At 65.0% G+C, this 14,957-nt stretch carries 12 protein-coding genes and 9 pseudogenes; 8 read left to right on the top strand and 13 right to left on the bottom strand.

The annotated features are described in order from the left end of the window. Nucleotides 1-13: 13 nt before the first annotated feature. From CSV86_RS33645 to CSV86_RS29000, 9 genes and pseudogenes are all read right to left on the bottom strand, one after another. Complete coding sequence (locus CSV86_RS33645) at nt 14-166, bottom strand: OprD family porin (protein ID WP_240160670.1); 153 nt, start codon at nt 164-166, stop codon at nt 14-16. 73 nt (nt 167-239) lie between these two features. Then, nucleotides 240-598: pseudogene (locus CSV86_RS33640) on the bottom strand (OprD family outer membrane porin); the annotation flags it as partial. Nucleotides 599-728: 130 nt separating this feature from the next. Further along, a complete protein-coding gene (locus tag CSV86_RS33880) occupies nt 729-920 on the bottom strand; it encodes an OprD family outer membrane porin (RefSeq protein ID WP_446532482.1) in 192 nt (63 codons plus the stop codon). Further along, entirely contained in the window at nt 917-1,057 is a 141-nt protein-coding gene (locus CSV86_RS33875) for an OprD family porin (protein ID WP_240160639.1), read from the bottom strand. The genes CSV86_RS33880 and CSV86_RS33875 overlap by 4 nt, the downstream gene beginning before the upstream one ends. Nucleotides 1,058-1,282: 225 nt before the next feature. After that, nucleotides 1,283-2,582 (bottom strand): annotated as a pseudogene (locus tag CSV86_RS29010) (CitMHS family transporter). Between the two features lie 139 nt (nt 2,583-2,721). Continuing rightward, on the bottom strand, nt 2,722-2,877 hold the full coding sequence (locus CSV86_RS32315) for a hypothetical protein (RefSeq protein ID WP_240160638.1): 156 nt from the start codon (nt 2,875-2,877) through the stop codon (nt 2,722-2,724). A 17-nt stretch (nt 2,878-2,894) separates the two neighbouring features. Next, on the bottom strand, nt 2,895-3,512 hold the full coding sequence (locus CSV86_RS29005; RefSeq protein WP_283811628.1) for a cation:dicarboxylate symporter family transporter: 618 nt from the start codon (nt 3,510-3,512) through the stop codon (nt 2,895-2,897). Between the two features lie 139 nt (nt 3,513-3,651). After that, nucleotides 3,652-3,789 (bottom strand): annotated as a pseudogene (locus tag CSV86_RS32850) (dicarboxylate/amino acid:cation symporter); the annotation flags it as partial. A gap of 276 nt (nt 3,790-4,065) precedes the next feature. Further along, nucleotides 4,066-5,134: pseudogene (locus CSV86_RS29000) on the bottom strand (4-oxalomesaconate tautomerase); the annotation flags it as partial. Nucleotides 5,135-5,280: 146 nt separating this feature from the next. Between CSV86_RS29000 and CSV86_RS32845 the strand changes: the two are divergent. Beyond that, nucleotides 5,281-6,169 (top strand): annotated as a pseudogene (locus tag CSV86_RS32845) (LysR family transcriptional regulator). 434 nt (nt 6,170-6,603) lie between these two features. Here the strand turns inward: CSV86_RS32845 and CSV86_RS28990 are convergent. Further along, nucleotides 6,604-7,501 (bottom strand): annotated as a pseudogene (locus tag CSV86_RS28990) (LysR family transcriptional regulator). A gap of 182 nt (nt 7,502-7,683) precedes the next feature. Here CSV86_RS28990 and CSV86_RS28985 point away from each other — a divergent pair. Beyond that, a pseudogene (locus tag CSV86_RS28985) lies at nt 7,684-8,686 on the top strand (AbrB family protein). Nucleotides 8,687-8,965: 279 nt separating this feature from the next. Here the strand turns inward: CSV86_RS28985 and CSV86_RS28980 are convergent. Continuing rightward, nucleotides 8,966-9,121 carry a hypothetical protein gene (locus tag CSV86_RS28980; RefSeq protein ID WP_158487737.1) on the bottom strand — a complete coding sequence of 52 codons (156 nt, stop codon included), beginning with the start codon at nt 9,119-9,121 and terminating at the stop codon, nt 8,966-8,968. A 474-nt stretch (nt 9,122-9,595) separates the two neighbouring features. Continuing rightward, nucleotides 9,596-9,934 (bottom strand): LysR substrate-binding domain-containing protein, encoded by a 339-nt coding sequence (locus CSV86_RS33935; RefSeq protein ID WP_311985899.1) that lies wholly within the window; start codon nt 9,932-9,934, stop codon nt 9,596-9,598. Nucleotides 9,935-10,003: 69 nt separating this feature from the next. On the opposite strand from CSV86_RS33935, the gene CSV86_RS33930 reads away from it, so the two are divergent. Further along, a complete protein-coding gene (locus tag CSV86_RS33930) occupies nt 10,004-10,225 on the top strand; it encodes a hypothetical protein (protein WP_240160669.1) in 222 nt (73 codons plus the stop codon). Here CSV86_RS33930 and CSV86_RS33925 read toward each other — a convergent pair. After that, nucleotides 10,188-10,304, bottom strand: a complete 117-nt coding sequence (locus CSV86_RS33925; RefSeq protein ID WP_311985907.1) for a LysR family transcriptional regulator — start codon at nt 10,302-10,304, stop codon at nt 10,188-10,190. The two genes, CSV86_RS33930 and CSV86_RS33925, sit on opposite strands and share 38 nt — an antisense overlap. A gap of 237 nt (nt 10,305-10,541) precedes the next feature. Between CSV86_RS33925 and CSV86_RS28970 the strand changes: the two are divergent. From CSV86_RS28970 to CSV86_RS33620, 5 genes and pseudogenes are all read left to right on the top strand, one after another. Next, nucleotides 10,542-11,666 (top strand): annotated as a pseudogene (locus CSV86_RS28970) (serine hydrolase domain-containing protein). 685 nt (nt 11,667-12,351) lie between these two features. After that, entirely contained in the window at nt 12,352-13,026 is a 675-nt protein-coding gene (locus tag CSV86_RS28965) for an acyltransferase family protein (protein WP_311985898.1), read from the top strand. A 28-nt stretch (nt 13,027-13,054) separates the two neighbouring features. Further along, on the top strand, nt 13,055-13,222 hold the full coding sequence (locus tag CSV86_RS28960) for a hypothetical protein (RefSeq protein WP_170395233.1): 168 nt from the start codon (nt 13,055-13,057) through the stop codon (nt 13,220-13,222). 10 nt (nt 13,223-13,232) lie between these two features. Then, nucleotides 13,233-14,288, top strand: a complete 1,056-nt coding sequence (locus CSV86_RS32840) for an efflux RND transporter periplasmic adaptor subunit (protein WP_311985897.1) — start codon at nt 13,233-13,235, stop codon at nt 14,286-14,288. Next, nucleotides 14,203-14,831: pseudogene (locus CSV86_RS33620) on the top strand (efflux RND transporter permease subunit). The gene CSV86_RS32840 and the pseudogene CSV86_RS33620 overlap by 86 nt, the downstream one beginning before the upstream one ends. The last annotated feature ends 126 nt before the right edge of the window (nt 14,832-14,957 follow it).

Genomic DNA, 14,957 nt, shown 5'->3' with positions numbered 1-14,957 from the left:
CTTGAACGATCCGCTACCAGATCGCGATGTCGTAGGTGAGGTAGATCCGGTTGCTGTCGCGACCGCGGGAATAGTCGGAGCGGTACACATAGTTGCGCGCCTTGACGCCCAGGCCTTGAAGGTGCCCGACTGCACCACGTAGGCCAGCTCCATGTCGCGCTCCCATTCCTGGCGGCTGGCGCTGCGGAATGGTCGTTGTCACCGCTGAGGTAGCGGGCCATGAAGGTCAGGCCGGGATCCCGGCGGCAGCGAAGTTGTAGCGTAGTGGCCATCCAGGTCTTTTCGTCTTCCTCGATGAACTTGCCGATACCCACGTTACTGAAGGAATACACGGTGGCGCCGCTGATAAAGGCAGGCGCGTCACCCTGGAGCACCTGGTAGCCGGCCCCGACCGTGTGCCCGGAGTGGGCGTAGGACAACTGCCCGCTGAGCATATCGTTGTCGATCTTGCCGCCATGGGCTGCGCCGCTGTCCTGGCTCTTGAAGTAGCGCAGGTCGCTGTCAGCACGCCGCCGGCCAGCGGCAGGTCGTGCTGGATGCCGGCGAAGTCCTGGCGATAGAAGTTCTGCAGCTCGCCGTGGAAATAGCTCAGGCGCAGTTGCTTGCTGAAGGCGTAGTCGGCACCGGCGTAGTTGAATCGCCGGAGGCGCCGCCGCTGTAGCCATCGAGGAACAGCGCGACACTGTCGGTGGAATCACGCAGCTTGAAGCGGTCCAGATGGCCGGCGGTCAGGTCAGGCCGGCGATGTCCTTGCTCACCAGTTCGGTGCCCTGGTAGGTCTGCGGCAGCAACCTGGCGTCGTTGTAGACCAGCAACGGTTCTTCGGCAACTGGGTGCCGTGGCGCAGCACCGTCTGGCCGAGGCGGACCTTGGCCGTCGCCCCGGCACTGGCGAATTCGTCGGCCGCGCGGCATCGTCATGCACCGCCAGCAGCCGGTACCGCTGCGGCCCTTGCCCGAATCGAGGCGCACACCGACCAGGGCCAGGCCATCGACCCCGAAGCCAAGGTGCCCTGGGTGAACCCGGACTGGTAATCGAGCAGGAAGCCCTGGGCCACTCGACCCGCTCGCTTTTCGCGGTGGCCGCGGCGCGGGCGCTCATGCCCTGCTCGTCACGGAGTTTTCGTTGAAATAGACATTGCGCAGTTTGCAGCTTGAGCTGCTGTCTTCGATGAAGCCTGCGGCGCCGACACCGGGCAGGTAGCAGAACACAGGCCGCAGGCGGCGCACGACTGTAGATACGGGTCATGATGAAAACCTCGGTTTATTTTTATTGGGTGTTTTCAGACGAAGAACGAAATGGCGCCGGTCAGCACGGCCAGTGCAGTGATCACCAGGGAGGTCAGCACCGCCCATTTCACCGTGGCCTTCTGGAAATCGCCGATATCGCGATCGACCATGCCCACCAGCAGCAGGGTCGAGGCCACCAGCGGGCTCATCAAGTGCACCGGCTGGCCGAGCACCGAGGCGCGGGCGATTTCGATCGGTCGATACCGTAGGCCGCGGCAGCGTTGGCCAGGATCGGTACCACGCCGAAGTGTAGGCGTCATTGGACAGCACGAAGGTCAGCGGCATGCTGGTCAGCGCCACCACCAGCGGGAACCAGTGGCCCCAGGCGTCGGGAATCCAGGCGACCAGGGTCTGGGCCAGGGCGTCGACCATTTTGGTGCCCGAGAAATATCCCGGCGAAGATACCGGCGGCGAACACCAGCAGGACCACGGTCATGGCGTTGCCGGAATGGGCAAGGATCCGCTCTTTCTGCAGTTCCAGCTGCGGGTAGTTGATCATCAGGGCTGCAACGAAGCCGATCATGAACAGGATGGCCGCGTGCATCAGGCCCATCACCAGGGCGACCATCACACGATCACCAGCAGCAGGTTGACGTAGGCCAGGCGCGGACGCTTGTGCGGGGTATCTTCGAGGATCGCCTTGATGTAGCAGTTGCCGCCGCCGGACTCGAGCTTGATGTTGCCGATGCGCTTGCGCTCTACCCGGCCCAGCAGGAAGGCGGTGAAGACCACCCACGCCGCACCGCCGATCATGGTCGGCAGCATCGGGATGAAGTACTCGGTGGCGTCCAGGCCCAGGGCTGCGATCGCCCGGGTCGCCGGCCCGCCCCAAGGGCTCATGCCGCTCATGATGCTCAGCGAGAGCATGGAAATGGTCGCCAGGATCATCGGGTTCATGCCGATGCGCTTGTACAGCGGCAGCATCGCCGCGCAGGTGATCATGTAGGTGGTGGTGCCGTCACCGTCCAGGGCCACCAGCAGCGACAGCAGCGCGGTGCCGATGGCGATCTTGATCGGGTCGCCGTTGACCCGCTTGAGGATCTTGCGGATCAGCGGGTCGAACAGGCCGGCATCGATCATCAGGCCGAAGAACAGGATGGCGAAGAGCAGCAGCGCGGCGGACGGCGCGACCATCTTCAGGCCGTCGAGCATCATCTTGCCCAGGTCCGGGGCGAAACCGCCGATCAGGGCAAAGACGATCGTACCACCGTCAGGGCGACGATCGGGGAAAGACGTTTACTCATGATCAGGTAGGTAAGGTCACACCATGATCAAACCAAGCAATGCGAGCATAGGATTCACTCTTGTTTTTATTGTGAAGGCAGCCGTATCCGCTACCGGCAGTATGACTGCCGGACAGGGATATCGGAGTGTTGTATCGGGTAACGCGGTATGGATCAGCTGTGGCGCTGGGGCTGCTCGGCAGTCCAGGTCACCGCCTGCTCGCGGGTTCGGCGACAGGCGCCTGGTGCCCCTCCTCCAGGGCACGCATCAGCACCTCGCGGTCACAGGCCTTTTCCGACAGCGACATGACCACGGTGGCAACCGCGTTGCTGGCCAGGCTGGTCAGGGCGCGGGCCTCGGACATGAAGCGGTCGATGCCGATCAGCAGGGCCAGGCCGGCCAGGGATGGTCGTGGATCACGGTCAGGGTCGAAGCCAGCGCGACGAAGCCGCTGCCGGTCACCCCTGCCGCGCCCTTGGACGACAGCAGCATGATCGCCAGCATGGTCAGGGTCTGGCCCAGGCCCAGTTCGATATTGCAGGCCTGGGCGATGAACACCGCGGCCAGCGACAGGTAGATCGCCGTACCGTCGAGGTTGAAGGAGTAGCCGGTCGCAGCACCAGCCCGACCACACCCTTGCGGCAGCCCAGGCCTTCGAGCTTCTCGATCATCCGCGGCAGCACCGGCTCGGTGGACGAAGTACCCAAGGACCACGAGGAACTCTTCGCGGAAGTAGCGCAGCAGCTTCCACAGGCTGAAGCCATGGAAGCGGCACACTGCGCCCAGCACCACGATGACGAAGAAGGCACAGGCGATGTACAGGGTCATCACCAGCTTGGCCAGCGAGCCCAGCGAGGTGATGCCGTACTGGCCGACGGTGAACGCCAGCGCGCCGAAGGCACCGACCGGAGCGAAGCGCATCAGGTAGCCGAAGATGCGGAACACCATCTGCGAAACCGCTTCCAGCACATCCAGCACCGGCCGGCCGCGCTCGCCCATGGCAGACAGGCGAAACCGCAGAGCACGGCGATGAACAGCACCGGCAGCACCTCGCCCTTGTTGAAGGCGCCGACGAAGGTCTCGGGATGATGTGCATGAAGAAGTCCACCACGCCCAGCTTCGCCGCTGAATCGGTGTACTGGCTAAGGCCCGCCATGCTCAGGGTGGACGGGTCGATGTTCATGCCCACGCCGGGCTTGAACAGATGGACCGCGGCCAGGCCGATGGCCAGGCTGATCACCGTCAGCACCAGGAACAGCAGCAGGGTCTTGCTCATCAGGCGGCCCAGGCTGCTCTTGTCGGTCATCCGGCGATACCGGTGACGATGGTGCAGAACACCACGGGGCGATCATCATTCTTGATCAGCTTGATGAAGGCGTCACCCAGGGGTTTCAGGGCGATTGCCTGCTGCCCCAGATATGGCCGACCAGGACGCCGAGCAGGACGGCGCAGATGATCTGGAAGTACAGCGATTTTGCGAGTTTCATGAGGCATCACCCATTCTTGAATTTGTGCGGATGCGCTGTTGTGACTGTTTGCTACAAGTATCAGCCGCAAGTCGTCGCGAGGCAGGTGCGTAGACGAAACCGGAGAACAATCGTCGGGCGGTACGTACCACGGAGGCCTGGATGGTCTTGCCGTCCGGACCGCTGCGCGACAGTGCGATATCGATGCGCCACCGGATGTTCCAGGCGCACCTCGGTCAGTTCCGCGGCGCTGTCGCCGAGCATGTCCATGGTCACCGTGCCCGGGCTGACGCAGGCAGTCGCCAGCCCGATGGCACCGGTGATCGCCAATGCACGATGACAGTTGTGGGCATGAAGTAGCGCACCTGCAGCGTGCCGTCCTGGCGCGGTGGCGAAATCAGTACCGGCTTGGGAATGACCATATTGCTGACATCGCCCAGGCCCATCGCCCGGCCCGCCTTGAGCCGCAGCGCTTCCAGGCGCTCGAGCAAGGCAGTGTTGGCGTCCAGGTCTGCCGGGGTTTCCGAGCCGGTGACACCCAGTTGGGTGGCATCGACGATCATCATCGGCATGGCCATGTCGATGCAGGTCACCGGAACGCCATCGATCACGTCGCGCGGCTGGCCGGTCGGGAACAGCTTGCCGGTCTTGCTGCCCACCGCGTCGAGGAAGGTCAGGTGGATCGGCGCGGCGGTGCCCGGCACGCCATCGATGGCGGTACGGCCCTCGTAGCGAACGATGCCGCCCGGAGTTTCCACCAGCGAATTGACGAAGGTACCGGTGTTCAGGTTACGGATGCGCACCAGCGTGCGCCCTTCCTGGCCCTTGACCAGGCCCTGCTCGATGGCGAAGGGCCCGACCGCGCAGAGCATGTTGCCGCAGTTCGGAGCAGTATCGACCCGACGCTGAGCCACCATGACCTGGACGAACAGGTAATCGACGTCGGCATCGGCATGCAGCGACGGGCTGACGATCGCGACCTTGCTGGTCTGCGGGCTACCGCCGCCGATCCCGTCGATTTCCAGCTCGTGGCCCGAGCCCATCAGGTTGAGCAGGACTTCGTCGCGCTCGACCACGTTCGCTGGCAGATCCCAGGCATGGAAGATCGGGCCTTTCGAGGTACCGCCGCATGAGCACACAAGGAATACGTTGCATGACTACTGACTCTCGTTTATCAATCGACACAATTGATGCTGTGCGAACAAGAGTGACAGGCTTGGATAGATCAATCCAATGCAAAGATCGTCCGGATTATTGCGCTTCAAACATTAATCACAGGTACCTCGAACAAGGCCCTTCCGATGGAATACGAGCTTCAAGATCTGAGATCTTTCGTCAAAATCGCCGAACTTGGCAGCTTCCACGAGGCTGCGGAAGCATTGCACCTGTCGCAGCCGGCCCTAAGCCGGCGTATCAAGAAACTGGAGAAGGCCTGGGCACGCCCCTGCTCGAACGCACCACCCGTCGGGTCGGGCTGACCAGCGTCGGACGTGACTTCCTGCCCAAGGCCGGCGCCTGCTCGACGACTTCGAAGACTCGATCCTCAGCATCCGCGAACTGGCCGAGCGCCAGAGCGGCCAGGTCACCCTGGCCTGCATTCCGACCGCGGCCTTCTATTTCCTGCCGTCGGTGATCGGCCAATATAACGAGCAATACCCGAAGATTCGTATCCGCCTGCTCGACCTCAGTGCCAACGACGGGCTGGAGGCGGTACTGCGCGGCGAGCGGACTTCGGCATCAACATGATGAGCGGCCAGCACGCCGACATCGAATTCGTACCGCTGGTGGAGGAGAAGTTCGTCCTGGCCTGCCGTCGCGACCACGAACTGGCCGAGCGCAAGGCCCTGACCTGGTCGGAGCTGGCGCCCTACCGGCTGATCGGCGTGGGCCGCCTCAGCGGCAACCGCATGCTCCTCGACCATGCCTTGAGCGGCCTGAACATCAGGCCAAGTGGTTCTATGAGGTGCAGCACCTGTCCACATCGCTGGGCATGGTCGAGCCGGACTGGGGGTGTCCGCCATGCCCAGCCTGGCAATGCCGGATGCCGATCACCCGACCCTGGTCAGCATCCCGCTGGCCGAGCCGGAGGTGACCCGCACCCTGGGCCTGGTCTATCGCCGCGGTGCGTCGCTGTCGCCGGCGGCGGAGAAATTCGTGGCGATCCTGCTGGAGAAATGGCGGGAGCGGTGAGTCCGCCCCGCCTATACCGCCTGAGAACCGCGTTATGGCCACCAGGCGCATGCCGACAGATCTTCAGCGTCCTCGAGATCGAGCGCCGCCCGCGCGGCGCATCGCTGGCAAGCCAGCTCCCACATTTGCTGCAACGTGCCATGGCCTGTGAGATCTCCGTTGGCAGCCTTTGGATGGTCGACGATCTAGTGCGGGGAGGCTGTTGGGCTCAACGCGGTATCGCGTCGTCCGAACAAGGCGGTCAACCATGGCCTGACAGACATAGGCACGTTGCAGCAAATGTGGGAGCTGGCTTGCCAGCGATGCGCCGCGCGGGCGGCGCTCGATCTCAAGGCGCTGAAGATCTTCCGGCATGCGCCTGGTGGCCATAACGGGGCTCTCAGACGGGCACTCGCAGTAAACACCCATGCCTACACCGAAAGGCCACAATAGCCTCACGCCTCACCGAAAAACCGCCGCCCGTCTGCCTTCAGCAACTCCACCAGCGCTGCCGCCGCCGCGGAACATAGCGGCCCGCCGCCAGGAAAATACCGATGGAACGCTGCATGGTGGTCTGCGCCAGCGGCCCTCGCGCAGCCGCGACATGCCTTGTCCATGTTCGAGAATTTCGCGGGCGACGAAGCTCAGCAGCCGGGTCCGGGCGATCAGCCGCGGCAACAGGGAAATCGAGTTGGTCTCGACCTGCACCTGCGGCACCGGCAACTGCTGGGCGATGAAGGCATTGTCGATCCAGCGCCTGGCACTGACGGTAGGCCCGCCAAGCACCCAGCGGTAGCGGCACAGGTCCTTCATCTGGATCGGCGCGTCCACAGCGGATGATCGACGCTGGCCACGACGACCATTTCATCCTCGAGTACGGGTAGGAGACGAAGTGCTCATCATCCGTAACCAAAGGGCAAATGATCACATCCAGCCGGTCTGCGCGCAGCGATTCCCTGAGCACGTCATCCTGAGCGATCGACAGCTTCACCACCAGTTCCGGCGCCCGCTCCAGCAACGCGGCAGTGAGCTGCGGCAGCAGGTATTCGGCCATGCTCGCCGCGCAGCCCAGGCGCAGGGTGCCGGTCAGGCCGCCGGCGAAATCACGGATCTCGCGCTCGGTCTCGGCGATGCTCATCTGCAATTGCCGCCCCGCGCCAACAACAGTTCGCCGACATCGGTCAGCCTGATGCGCCGACCGTCGCGCTTGAACAGCCGTGCACCGAGGGACTCCTCCAGGCGCTGGATGCTCTTGCTCAAGGCCGGCTGGCTGCGGTTGAGCTTCTCCGCCGCCTTGCCGAGATGGCCGAGCTCGGCGATGGTGGCGAAATACTTAAGGTCGCGAAGGTCCATGATTCATGAATTTCAGTTATCGATTGATCGAAAGTAGAAAATAGACTTGATGATTGGCGACGTCGATAATTTTCCTGCCGGCCGGGCTGCGTTCCGGTCGCTGTCCCACCTGCAGGAGACCTTCGACCTTGCCTTCCCCCACTCTGGAGCGCCCACCCCGACCTTCCTGGCTGCGCTGGCTGATGCTGGCGCTGAGCGCCGGCGCTACGGGCCAGTTGCTCCACGCGTTGTCGGTGCCCGCCGGGCTGTTCCTCGGCCCATGCTGGTGGCCATCGTGTTCGGCGTTAGCGGCGCAACCTGCACCTGCATCGCCAGGTGTTCCGCTTCGGCCAGGGCTGCGTCGGGCTGCTGGTCGCCCCTCGGTGACCTGGGCGGTGCTGGTGTCGCTGGCCAGGCCTGGCCGTTGATGCTGTTCGCCACCCTGGTGACGGTGGTGCTGAGCGCCCTGGTCGGCCTGGGCACCGTACGTTTCGGCGGGATTCCCGGCAGTACCGCGGCTGGGGCACGGCGCCGGGCGCCGCCTCGGCGATGGTGTCGATGGCCGAGGAATACGGTGCCGACGGGCGGGTGGTGGCGACCATGCAGTACGTGCGGGTGGTGTGCGTGGTGATGGTCGGTTCGCTGGTCAGCCATGCCCTGGGCGTGTCCCGGCCGAGGGGCTGGTGGCTGCGGCGCGGGTCAGCGATCCGGACCCGGTCAACCTGGCCCTGGGCCTGCTGGTGATCCTGCTGGGCATCACCCTCGGCAACCGCATGCCCGCCGGCGCCCTGCTCATGCCGCTGCTGCTCGGCGGCGCGTTGCAGCTGGGCGGCGTGCTGGTGATCGAAATGCCCGAATGGCTGCTGGCCTTCGCCTACGGTGCCATCGGCTGCTACATCGGCCTGCGCTTCGACCGCCAGACCCTGGGCTACGTCGGCAAACGCCTGCCGGCGATGATCAGCGGCGCGCTGGTGCTGATCCTCCTCTGCGCGGGCTGCGCCTGGCTGCTCGCCCGTGTCGCCGGACCGATTTCCTGTCCATGTACCTGGCCACCAGCCCCGGCGGGCTGGATGCCATGGCCATCATCGCGGTGGAAACCCACGCGGATGTCGGCCTGGTTCTGGCCATGCAGACCTTGCGGCTGTTCGGGTGATTCTCACCGGGGCGTTTTGTGCCAGGCAGATTATTCGTTTGACCGAGCGGTAAGTGGTTGGCTTTGGTGTGTTGGTGCAGGGTATTGGGTGTTGATCCGTTTGCTCCGGCGACGCTGAGTCACCTTTTCGCCCTTACGGCGACCCACTTTTGAAAAGCGCAAAAGTGGCGGTTCGGCGGTCCGACAAAACGCTCTTGCTCCCACATCCGGCCCTCCGCTTCGCTCCGGGTCCCTTCCTTCCGCACTGATTCCAGGGGCGCCATACGGGCATCCTGCCCTATGGCGCTTTCCGGGCCATCCATGGCCCTCCACCCCTTACATCAGCGCTCCACTCAGCCTCCTGAAGTCGCGGGCAGATCAAAAGCAAGATCAAAAGCAAGATCAAGATCAAGATCAAGATCAAGATCAAGATCAAGATCAAGATCAAGATCAACAGCAACAGCAACAGCAACAGCAACAGCAACAGCCAGAGCGCGAAGCGCAGTCACCACTCCTGAGACCCCATCGCCCGGCAGAGCGAAGCGAATTGTGCTCTTGATCTTGATCTACCTGCGACTTCAGGAGGCCGAGTGGAGCGCTGATGGAGGGGGTGGAGGGCCATGGATGGCCCGGAAAGCGCCATAGGGCAGGATGCCCGTATGGCGCGGCCCCGGAATCAGCGCGGAGGGAGGGAACCCGGAGCGAAGCGTAGGGCCGGATGTGGGAGCGAAAGCGTTTTGTCGGACCGCCGAACCGCCACTTTGCGCTCTTCAAAAGTGGGTCGCCGTAAAGGCGAAAAGGTGACTAAGCGTCACCCAAGCAAACGGATCAACCCCAATACCCAGCACCAGCACGACAAGGACCAGCACGACCCCCCTCACATATGCATGGAAATGAAATCCACAAAACACCCCAGCTTCGGCGCAATGAACCGACTAGGCGGCCATAGCACGCTGAAGTGGATGTGCGGGTCACTTCCTCGGTCAGCACCGCCTGCAATTGCCCGCATCGAGGGCGGCCTTGACCGAGAACTCGGGCAGGCAGGCGATGCCGCGCCCGGCCAGCGCCGCGTTGAGCAGCATGTCGATGTTGTTGCACCCAGCACCACGCGCAGGTTCTGCGGGCCATTGGGCGCCTGCTCCGGCAGCGGCCAGCGCTCGAGCTTGCCGGTGGAGGGCACGCGGTACAGCAGGCAGTCGTGCTGGCCAAGGTCGTCGGCACAGCGGGGCTCGCCGTGGGCCTGGAAATAGCTCGGGGCGCCCACCAGCAGGAAGCGGAACGCGCCCAGGCGCCGGCCACCAGGCGCGAGTCGTTGAGGGCACCCGTGCGGATCACCGCATCGAAGCCCTCCTCCACCACATCCACCAGGCGATCACTGAAGTCCAGTTCAGATGGATGTCCGGGTAGCGATTGGCGAAGCCGGACAGCAGGCTGAACAGGAACTGCCCGGCCAGCGGCAGGCTGACCCGCAGCTTGCCCGCGGCTCGCTGCTACTGCTGGACAGTTCCAGCTCCGCCGCCTCCAGTTCATTCAGCACACGCTGGCAGCGCCCGAGAAACAGCGCGCCCTCGGCAGTCAGGTTGATGCTGCGGGTGCTGCGTGGGACAGCCTGACCCCGAGACGCTGCTCGAGGCGGGCGATGCTCTTGCCGATGGCCGATGACGAAACGCCCAACTGCCGCCCCGCCGCCACGAAACTCCGGGTTTCGGCAACCTGCACGAAAACGAGATACCACTGAGGTTATCCACGCTCTGTCCTTGAGTCCTGGGCTCCTGATTACGGAACCCGATGTCCGATGTGTCCGGAATTCTAGCCTCTGTTTCCGCAGATGTCCGCGCCCTAGCATGGCGCCGTCTACTACAGCAGGGAAATGCAGACATGACCGTCAAACAAACCATCCAGCTCGCCAACGCCGTCGCCACCGACCCGATGCAGGCACGCATCGACGCCGCGCTGGACAGCGCCATCAATGAACAGCGCCTGTCGGCGCCGTGGTCCTGGGTGGCCCGCGCGGCGAAGTCACCTACCGCCGGGCCGTCGGCCTGGCCGACCGCGAGGCCGGCTCGCCATGCGTCCGACGCCTTGTTCCGGCTGTCCTCGGTAACCAAGCCGATCACCTCCGCCGCCGCCCTGGCCCTGGTCGCCCAGGGCCGTATCGGCCTGGACGACCCTATCGCCCGCTGGCTGCCGGAGTTCCAGCCGACCCTGGCCGACGGCACGCGCGTAGCCATCACCGTGCGCCAGTTGCTCAGCCACACCGCGGGCCTGGGCTACGGCTTCCTTGAAGCCCAGGGCGGTGGCGCCTATGCCCGCGCCGGGGTCTGCGACGGCCTGGAAAACGCCCCGTTGAGCCTGGAAGAGAACATCCGCCGCCTGGCCACCGCGCCGCTGCTGTATCGCCCGGGCACCGACTGGGGCTACTCGATCGCTACCGATGTGCTCGGTGCCTGATCGAACGGGTCACCGAGACCGGCCTGGCCGAAGCGATCGAGCAACTGGTGAGCAAGCCCCTGGGCCTGACCGATACGCGCTTCCAGGTGGTGGACCGCTCGCGCCTGACCGCTGCCTATCTGAATGCCGAGCCGGCGCCACGGCGCATGCAGGGCGTCGAGGTGATCGAGGTATTCGAAAATACCGCCGGCATTCGCATGGACGCCGACCGTGTCCTGGATGACAACGCCTATGCGTCCGGCGGCTCGGGGATGGTCGGCACCGCCGGGGAGTTCCTGGTCCTGCTCGAAACCTGCGCCAGGGCGGCGGCGCCCTGATGCCGGCGAGCCTGGTGAAGGAACTGGGCAGCGTGCAGACCGGCCAACTGGAACTGGCCAACTGGCCCGGCCGCGGCTTTGCCTGGGCTTCACCGTGCTGACCGACCCACAGGCCGCGCAGACCCCGGAATCCGTCGGCACCTGGCGCCTGGGTGGCGCCTTCGGCCATTCGTGGTTCGTCGATCCGGCGCAGCAACTGTCGGTCGTGGCCTTCACCAACACCGCCTTCGAAGGCATGTTCGGCCAGTTCACCGTCGATCTGTGCAACGCCGTCTACGGCGCCTGACCCCACCCGCCTGCACGCTGCAAACAAGGAGCCCATGACTACAGGACCGGCCGCCCCGCCGGTCCTGCTGCGAATGCCGCTTGAGTGGCCCCGTCTAGCTGCCCCATGGAATTGACCAGGCCCGTCGATCCCCGACGGCGCCGGATCTTTAATGAAAGGTATCGACTCATGACGCATTCACACCTGTACCACCAGCACCCCCACGCGCGCCTGGATTCCCTTACCGGGTTTCGCTTCATCGCCGCTGCCTGGTGTTCTTCTTCCACGCCTCCCTGACCAAGATCATCGGTTTCAACCCCTTCGCCGACCCGACATCATCGCAGGCTTCCAGCGCCTGTTCAGCGTCGGCGGCTGGACCGGGGTGTCGTTCTTCTTCGTCTCAGCGGCTTCGTGATCACCTGGTCGGCGCGGCGCAACGACACCCTGGTGGCGTTCTGGCGCCGGCGCCTGGTGAGATCTACCCCAACCACCTGGTGACCTTCGTCCTGGCGATGGTGCTGTTCGCCGTGCCGCTGGGGCCATCGGCGCCTGGCTGCCAACCTGCTGCTGGTGCATGCCTGGGTGCCGGACATGTCGGTGTTCCTCAGCGTCAACGGGCCATCCTGGTCGCTGTGCTGCGAACTGCTGTTCTACCTGGCTTTCCGTTCCTGCTGCGGGCGTTGTGGAAAGTCCGCGAGGAGCGCCTGTGGCTGAGCGCGGGCCTGACCGTGGCGCGCTGGCCGCCACCCATTGGGCGATCGCCAGGTTCGTCGGCGCCACGCCGCAGATTGCCGAGTACCCGATCTCCCTCCAACAGTGGTGGCTGGCTTACTACTTCCCGCCGCTGCGCCTGTTCGAGTTCGTGCTCGGCATGCTGATGGCGCGCATTCTCATGGCCGGGCGCTGGCCGGCGATCCCGGTCGCACCGACAATGGCGCTGGCGGCGCTGGCCTATTTCCTCGCCGGCGAAGTGCCCTTCATCTATAGCCTGTCGCTGACCACCGTGATCCCCATCGCCCTGCTGATCACCAGCCTGGCGGCCGCCGATGTGACCCGGCGCCGCTCCTGGTTCCGTCATCCGCTGATGGTCTGGCTGGGCGAGATCTCGTTCGGCTTCTACATGATCCACCTGCTGATCATGACCTGTGTGACCAACCTGCTCGGCGGCCAGACCTTCGCCGCCGGCCCCGCCGCCTTGATCCTCATCGCCACCTTCGCCCTGTCGCTGCTGGGCGGCTGGCTGCTGTTCGCCTCGTCGAGCAACCCGCCATGCGCCGCTGGGGCAAGGCCCGCCCGGCGCCACAGCCACTGGGCGTGCCCCTGGCCTGAACCATTCCATTCGAAAGGATGCTTGCCATGTCTTCGTACCTTCGCAAATTGACTGGCGTGCCCGCCTGGGCCCTGGCCGGTTGACCCTTATAGCGCTCGCCGGCTCGCCATGGGCCTGCGCGCCCCGGGCCCAGGCCACCAACGCCCCGGCGGCGCTGCCGCAAGTCCAGGTGATGAACGCGGTCAGCCGCGACGTGGTTGACTGGCAGGGCTACACCGCCGCCTGGTCGCCACCGACACGGTGGTGATCAGCCGCTGGTGGCCGGCACCCTGGTCAGCGTGCATTTCAAGGATGGCGCACTGCTGCGCAAGGGCGACCTGATGTTCCAGATCGACCCGCGCCCCTACGCCGCCGCCCTGCAACAGGCCCAGGCGGCGCTGGTGGCAGCGCGCTCGGTGAGCCAGTTCGCGGACAAGGAACTGCAACGCTACGAGCACCTGATCAATAGCAATGCCATCGCCAAGACCGACCTGGACAAACGCGTGCAGAGCGCCAACGAAGCCCGGGCCCGGGTCGATGAGGCGCAGGCGCGGGTCGAACTGGCGCGCCTGGACCTGGAGCACACCCGCATCCTGGCGCCTTTCGACGGGCGTGCTTCGCGGGTCGAGGTCACCCCGGGCAACATCGTCGATGTCGGCGAACGCTCGACGGCGCTGACCAACCTGGTATCGATCTCACCGATCTATGCCGACTTCGACGTAGACGAAACCACCTTCCTGCGCTACCTGGGCAACCGCCAGGGTGGCGAGCCGGTAACGGTCAGGCTCGGCCTGGCCCACGAGGAAGGCTACCCGCGCCAGGGCACCCTGAGTTCCCTGGACAACCGCCTGGATACCCGTTCGGCCACCATCCGGGTCAGGGCCAGCTTCGATAACGCCAACGGCGAGCTGCGCCCGGGCTGTTCGCCAGGGTGCTGCTGCCGGCAGCGCCAGCCGGCCGGCCACGCTGGTGGACGACAGCGCCATCGGCACCGACCAGGACAAGAAATACGTGCTGGTGGTCGATGCCGAGGGCCGCGTGCAGTACCGCCAGGTCAACCCGGCATCCGCCAGGGTGCGCTGCGGGTCATCGACCAGGGCATCGAGCCCGATGAACAGGTGGTGGTGAGCTCCCTGCACCTGGCCACGCCAGGCAGCCAGGTCACGCCGGTCCAGGTGCCTCCCGACCACAGGCGCAGCAATGATGAATATCTCCGCATTCTTTATCGACCGCCCGATCTTCTCCGGCGTGCTCAGCGCCCTGGTCCTGCTCGCCGGCCTGCTGGCGCTGACGCGCCTGCCGGTATCGAGTACCCCGACGTGGTGCCGCGCTGATCGTGGTCAACGCCCAGTATCCGGGCCAACCCGAGGTGGTGGCGCAAAGCGTGCCGCGCCGCTGGAAGAGCGCATCAACGGCGTGGAAGGCATGCTGTACATGCAATCCCAGGCCAACAGCGATGGCAGCCTGGCGATCAACGTCACCTTCGCCCTCGGTACCGACCCGGACAAGGCCCAGCAACTGGTGCAGAACCGCGTCTCCGAGGCGCTGCCGCGCCTGCCGCCGGACGTGCTGAGCCTGGGGTCAACACCAGCAAGTCGTCCTCCACCCAGACCCTGGCCATCCACTTGGTGTCGCCGAACAACGCGTACGACGCCAACTACCTGCGCAACTACGGCATTCTCAACATCAAGAGCCAGCTCGAACGCATCCCCGGCGTCGCCGAGGTGCGCATCTGGGGCGGTGGCGACTACGCCATGCGCATCTGGATCGACCCCGATCGCGTGGCGCAGCGCGGCCTCAGCGCTGGCGAAGTGGTGCAGGCGATCCGCGAGCAGAACGTTCAGGTCGCGGCCGGGTCATCGGCGCCTCGCCGATGAAGGCCGGGGTGCCGCTGCAGTTGTCGGTGAACACCCAGGGCCGCCTGAAGACCGAGGAAGAGTTCGCCCGGATCGTGGTCAGGAGCCTGCCCGACGGCGGCGTCACCTACCTGCGCGATGTCGCCC

Source organism: Pseudomonas bharatica CSV86 (genome assembly GCF_000319305.2).
Lineage (GTDB): Bacteria > Pseudomonadota > Gammaproteobacteria > Pseudomonadales > Pseudomonadaceae > Aquipseudomonas > Aquipseudomonas bharatica.
The sequence above is the reverse complement of the archived record's forward strand: the minus strand, read 5'-3'. Positions and strand labels throughout refer to the sequence as shown.

Excerpts from the sequence above, each read along its gene's own strand:
- CSV86_RS29005 (WP_283811628.1), bottom strand. The coding sequence starts at position 3,512 with ATGGGCGAGCGCGGCCGGCCGGTGCTGGATGTGCTGGAAGCGGTTTCG.
- CSV86_RS33930 (WP_240160669.1), top strand. The coding sequence starts at position 10,004 with ATGGATGTCCGGGTAGCGATTGGCGAAGCCGGACAGCAGGCTGAACAG.
- CSV86_RS32315 (WP_240160638.1), bottom strand. The coding sequence starts at position 2,877 with ATGTCCGAGGCCCGCGCCCTGACCAGCCTGGCCAGCAACGCGGTTGCC.
- CSV86_RS33645 (WP_240160670.1), bottom strand. The coding sequence starts at position 166 with ATGGGAGCGCGACATGGAGCTGGCCTACGTGGTGCAGTCGGGCACCTT.
- CSV86_RS33880 (WP_446532482.1), bottom strand. The coding sequence starts at position 920 with ATGACGATGCCGCGCGGCCGACGAATTCGCCAGTGCCGGGGCGACGGC.